The organism is Roseiarcus sp. (genome assembly GCF_052145395.1).
Taxonomy (GTDB): domain Bacteria; phylum Pseudomonadota; class Alphaproteobacteria; order Rhizobiales; family Beijerinckiaceae; genus Roseiarcus.
Genome location: NZ_JBKQOT010000315.1, coordinates 1 through 4,897, shown reverse-complemented (window position 1 = coordinate 4,897; position 4,897 = coordinate 1). Strand labels below are relative to the sequence as shown.

Here is a 4,897-nt window from a genome sequence, read left to right as displayed (position 1 = left end):
CGCTCCCGTCGTCGGTGGCGGGTAGGGATGGCACGCGATTAAAATACAGGCCCGGCCTAGCCCTTCGCACAAACAGTCGCGTTGCGCGCAAATGCCCCCCGTTCCCTCCGTCCTTGCCGGTGCCAGTGCAACGCCCCTAATCGGCCGTGCGTGCCCAGGTAGCCGACCATGTACGCGCGGCTGCGGCAAGCCCATTCATCGCTTATCCGTGTGACTTCATGACCCCTGAAACCCCGGTTTGATCGGGGTCCCGGTCACGCGAATACCTGGTTTCATGGCGAGCGGTCGGCACCCCTTTAGTTCGTCGGCGGCGCAAGCCCAGGACGGTCCCTTGGTCCACGGCTGTGCTCTGCCTCGTTTCCGGAAGGATCGGAGAGGACCCGGGCCGGAGGGGCGTTTGGTGCACTATAGCCCCATCCTCCCCAGAAACCCCAATCCGCCGGGACATCCGGGTATCTCGTCGACGAAGGCGAGCTTGTGGGCGAATTTCGGGTTGATCTCCGGGTCGGGCTCGTCACCCCCGGCGGGCACGTAGAAATTGTGCAGCTCCACGTCCTTGAGCGCACCGTCGAGGACGACCCGCAGGTGGCGCGCGTCGCCTTTCTGGCAGAAGTCGCGCACCGAATGCGAAGCGAAGGGCGCGCGCGAGACGATGGCGACGCCGTGATAGCCCTTCTGGCCGCTGATCGCGATGTGGCGGTAGCCGGCGTCGCGGAACGCTCCGTGCGGGAAGTTGGCGTCCGGACACTTCGTCTCCTGCAGGCAGAGCACGTCGGGCGCCTTTTGGGCGAGGTAGCGGGTCACCAGGTCGATGCGCAGGCGGACCGAGTTGATGTTCCAGGTGGCGACGGAGAAGTCCAAGGGCGGCCTCGCGGGGTGAAAGCGCCACAAGCCCCAGACGCGGCGGCGGCGCAAGGGCGGAGCGGGGCTTGCCCACAAGGAGCGGCGTTGGTTTCGAGGCGTCGCGCGGGCCCCATAGACGCGGTCGTTGACCGCGAAGAGCAACATCTCGAACCGCCTCAAGGTCGACGACCGCGTCGATGAGGCGAGGGACCGGACTGCCCAGCGGATGGCGGGAGCGACGTTTTGCGGACGTAGCAACCTACATCCTTGGACGCCTCAATTTGGCGAGGAAGCGGACCTACAGGGATCGCCAGGGAAGGCGCGGAGTCCGCCCGGAACGGACATCGCCGTCGGCGCTGTCGAGGCCGACAATCCAGTGCGGTTCATCGACGCCTTCGTCGACGGGCTTAATGAACGGGTGGCGGCGAAGGCAACGGGCGTCACAATCTGGATTTTGATTTCTCTCGATTTTAGTTTACAATGTAAGCGCCTCGCGTATCGCGAGGGTGGCTGGAGGAGTTCGCTATGAAACTTAAGACAGTGCTTGCGGCGGCGGCCGTTGCGCTCGTGGCGCCCGGCATCGCGAATGCTGCGCTGGAAAAGTTTGATTTCACTGGGTCGTTCAACGGCGGGACATTGACCGGCAGTGAGTTGCTCGACGTTAATTCGAGCGGCTTGGCGACTTCCGGCTCAACGACGATCTCGGGTCCCGGGCTGCCAACCGGCGGCGCGACGCTCGGTCTGGCGCCGGTCGGGGCCACTTATGAGGCCGGAGATGGAACCGACCTTTTTGGCCAGGACAACATGATCCCGATTACCAGCAACGGCTTCACCTTCGGGACGAACGCGCCGGCCAGTTTGGGGGGCGGGTACACGTTCGGCTTCTCGCTTGGCGGCGAAGTAGGCGGGTGCGCCAGCACCGACGCTTGCGGCTTCGTCGCAGGCCCCGGCGGATCGGGCAATCTGTACAACGCGACTGGAGCGCTGACGTTCACCGCGGGTGCGGTCCCCGAGTCATCGACTTGGGCAATGATGGTGCTCGGGTTCAGCGTCCTTGGATTCGCGGCGTTCCGCAAAGACCATACCGCACGCGCAATCGCCTGATATCGGACAAGCCCTTCAAAAACTGGGCCGTCTTCGGGGCGGCCCTTTCGATTCCAGCGAGGTCAGAATCAACTGCATCCTGAATCCGCAGGCGCGGGCGCAAAGTCGGGCGCCAATCGTTTGATGTTGACCACTCGTTCGCTTTAGCCGGCCCGCTTATCGGCCTTCACGCGGCGAGCAATCGCCTCGTCTTTTTTCCGCGCGTCGCTGGTTGCGGCGGCGTTCAGCATGTCGGCCGCGTCCTTTTCTTCCGCGGCGAGATCGCCGGGCTTCGGGGCGGTCTCCGGAGTCGCCGTCAACCCCAGGTCGTCGGGCTTCTTCCCGTTGTTCCTGGCCGCGGCTGCGAAGGTCTCCAGCGCTTCCGGCATGCGCTCGTCCTTGGCTGGCTTGGTCATGGTTTTCTCCCTGGTCTCTTCAGCCAACGCCGGGAGCGAGCGGAACGTTCCCACGCGGCAGCGGTCTGCGCGTTCCCGAATGGCATGTGGAAAGATCTTCGTAAAATCAGAATATCGTGTTACTGTCCTATTTGCAGTCAGAAATCAGAAGCGGCGAGCAAGGCACAATGGACATGAGGTTCGAGGCGGCGCCGGCGCCGAAGCGGCGGCCGGGGATGAGGGCGCTCCGGCAGAGGCGGGTTTTGGCGCGGATGCGCGAGGGCTGGCCCTACGAGGAGATCGCGCGCGCGGAAAAGGTGACAGTCGACCGGGTGCGGAAGATCGTCGCCAAGATCCTCAAGAAGCGCGTGATCGACGACGATTCAGACCATGCGCGCGTCCAGCTCGCACGGCTCGAGGCGGCGCTTCAGTCGGCGGGCGAGGCGGTCGCCGACGGCGACATCCGGGCGATCGGGCCCTATCTGCGCGTGCTCGACCGGGTCGACCGCTACCGCGGCGTGGCGGCGGTGCGGCGCTTCGAAGGCGACCACGCGCGCCAAAAACTGCTCGCCAAGCTCAACCGGATGGCCGAAGCCCAGGACGAGGAGAGGGTCGAGAAGGAGCGCGCCCGCCGCCTCGCGGAGTCGCTCGCCGACTCCTCGATCGGCGAGGAAGAGGGCTACGCGTCGGAGGACGCGCGATTCTATCAGAACCACGGGGTAAGCGTTTGAGAACGCTGAAAACACGGGTGAATAAGGGCGTCGTTCCGAGCGCTGAACGGGCGCCGAACGCGCTCCGAACGCGGTCCGAACGCGCCCCGAACGGGGCTGAACGGGCGCCGGGTCGCGTTGGCGGCGCCTCGAAACCGCCGCCGTCGCGGTCGTCCGGCGCCTGTGGTAAGCGCATGCCGCTGGGCTCGAGGGGATCGGTCATGGGCGCGTTGTCGCTGAACGACATTGGATTGAAATACGGAACCGACAAGTCTTCCGCCACGCACGACTACCTCAGCTTTTACGAATTCTTCCTGGAGAAGAAACGAAATTCGCAGGTGTCCATCCTCGAGGTCAGCGTCCTGGACGGTCAATCCCTAAAGACCTGGGAAGAGTATTTCCCCAAGGCCAAACTCGTCGGCGTCGACATCGCCCAGGGGGCGAAGCGCTTCGAGGGCGGCAGGATCGCGATCGAAATCGCCGATCAGTCGAACATCGAGCAGATGTGCGCGGTTGCGCTGAAGCATGGTCCGTTCGACGTGGTCATCGAGGACGGATCCCACGTCTGCGAGCACCAGATCACAACTCTGAAGACGTTGTTCCCGTTCGTTCGTGAGGACGGGATCTATATTGTCGAGGACCTTCAAACCAACTACGGCGACATGCTGGTCGATTACAGAGGCGTATCCTCGATCACATGCGTCGATTACGTCAAGATGTGGCTGGATTTGCGCGTTGCCGACGACCAGATTGACATAGGGAAAGTCGAGGATGCGTTTCTGAGGACCTACGGACGCGCGATACAGTCGATAACTTTCTACCGCCGCGCGTGCCTGATCAAGAAGGACTACCGAAACGTAGCGTTTTCCTATGATTCTGTTCTCGTCGACGACAAGGTGCATGCCAAATCGAAGGGCGTAACGGTTCTCGCCCACCTGAGTTTCGTCGGCGACGTTTACAACGCCAACGGCTGCGCGAACGGCTCGGCGGCCGGGTCCATGCGAGAGGTCCAGGGACTTTCCATCAGCTCAAGCCTCGGCGTGCTGCAATACAAGGCGATGGGCTTGGACGGCGCGTGGACCGACTGGGTCGACGAAGGCGCGTTCGTCGGCACGCGCGGCAAGTCGCAGTTTCTCGCCGGCCTCGCGGTCCGCGTCAAAGGCAATCGCGAGAAGACGCTGACCGTGCGGACGACGTGTCGCTTCGGCGACGGCGGGGCGCCGGCGACCGCCGTCGACGGCGAGGAATGCAGATCCGGCGACGGCCGTCCGCTTTGCGCCGTCCAGGTCGATCTGGCGCCGAGGGCGTGAGCGGCGGGTTTGCGGGGCTTGTCGGCAGGGACGGCGGTCAGCCGGCGTCGCGCAACACCTCGCGGACCTTTTCGGCCAGTTCCTCGGCCGTGTAGGGCTTCTTGAGCCAGGCGCCGGCCTTGAGGCCGAGGCGGGCTATGGCGGGCTCGGCGTAGCCGGAGGTGAACAGAACCTTGAGCGCGGGTTTCATCGCCAGCGCCGCCCGCGCGAGCTCCAGGCCGGTCATGCCGCCGGGCATGACCATGTCGGTGAAGACGAGCGCGATATCCGGCCTCGCTGCCAGCTGAGCCATGGCGGCCGTGCCGTTGTCGGCCTCGAGGACCTCGTAGCCGAGGCCTCGCAGACGCCGGATCAGCACCCGGCGGAGCCGCGGGTCGTCCTCGACCAGAAGGACGGTCTCCGTGCCCTTCGGCAGCTCCGGCCGCGGACCGTTGGCCGCCTGCGCGCCCTCGGACGGCGCGCTCTCCGCGTGCGGCAGGAAGATGCGCACGCTCGTCCCGCGTCCCGGCTCGCTGTAGAGCTGGATGTGCCCGCCGGATTGCTTGACGAAGCCATA

6 protein-coding genes and 1 pseudogene are annotated in these 4,897 nt (G+C 64.8%); 4 read left to right on the top strand and 3 right to left on the bottom strand.

Annotated features, from left to right (window positions below; all coding sequences use genetic code 11):
- Positions 1-453: 453 nt before the first annotated feature.
- Positions 454-861 (bottom strand): annotated as a pseudogene (locus tag ACLP25_RS10600) (endonuclease/exonuclease/phosphatase family protein); the annotation flags it as partial.
- 127 nt (positions 862-988) lie between these two features.
- Between ACLP25_RS10600 and ACLP25_RS10595 the strand changes: the two are divergent.
- Both ACLP25_RS10595 and ACLP25_RS10590 read left to right on the top strand, forming a co-directional pair.
- The gene (locus ACLP25_RS10595; RefSeq protein WP_442469158.1) at positions 989-1,372 is read left to right on the top strand and encodes a hypothetical protein; all 384 of its coding nucleotides are present in this window, start codon (positions 989-991) and stop codon (positions 1,370-1,372) included.
- The gene (locus tag ACLP25_RS10590; protein ID WP_442469157.1) at positions 1,369-1,947 is read left to right on the top strand and encodes a PEP-CTERM sorting domain-containing protein; all 579 of its coding nucleotides are present in this window, start codon (positions 1,369-1,371) and stop codon (positions 1,945-1,947) included. The genes ACLP25_RS10595 and ACLP25_RS10590 overlap by 4 nt, the downstream gene beginning before the upstream one ends.
- 143 nt (positions 1,948-2,090) lie before the next feature.
- On the opposite strand, the gene ACLP25_RS10585 is transcribed toward ACLP25_RS10590, so the two are convergent.
- Positions 2,091-2,342, bottom strand: a complete 252-nt coding sequence (locus ACLP25_RS10585; RefSeq protein WP_442469156.1) for a hypothetical protein — start codon at positions 2,340-2,342, stop codon at positions 2,091-2,093.
- Positions 2,343-2,509: 167 nt separating this feature from the next.
- Here ACLP25_RS10585 and ACLP25_RS10580 point away from each other — a divergent pair, with 167 nt between their 5' ends.
- Both ACLP25_RS10580 and ACLP25_RS10575 read left to right on the top strand, forming a co-directional pair.
- Complete coding sequence (locus tag ACLP25_RS10580; RefSeq protein ID WP_442469155.1) at positions 2,510-3,052, top strand: hypothetical protein; 543 nt, start codon at positions 2,510-2,512, stop codon at positions 3,050-3,052.
- A gap of 200 nt (positions 3,053-3,252) precedes the next feature.
- A complete protein-coding gene (locus ACLP25_RS10575; RefSeq protein WP_442469154.1) occupies positions 3,253-4,341 on the top strand; it encodes a hypothetical protein in 1,089 nt (362 codons plus the stop codon).
- Between the two features lie 37 nt (positions 4,342-4,378).
- Here the strand turns inward: ACLP25_RS10575 and ACLP25_RS10570 are convergent.
- A partial coding sequence (locus ACLP25_RS10570) for a response regulator (RefSeq protein ID WP_442469153.1) occupies positions 4,379-4,897 on the bottom strand: 519 nt, incomplete at its 5' end.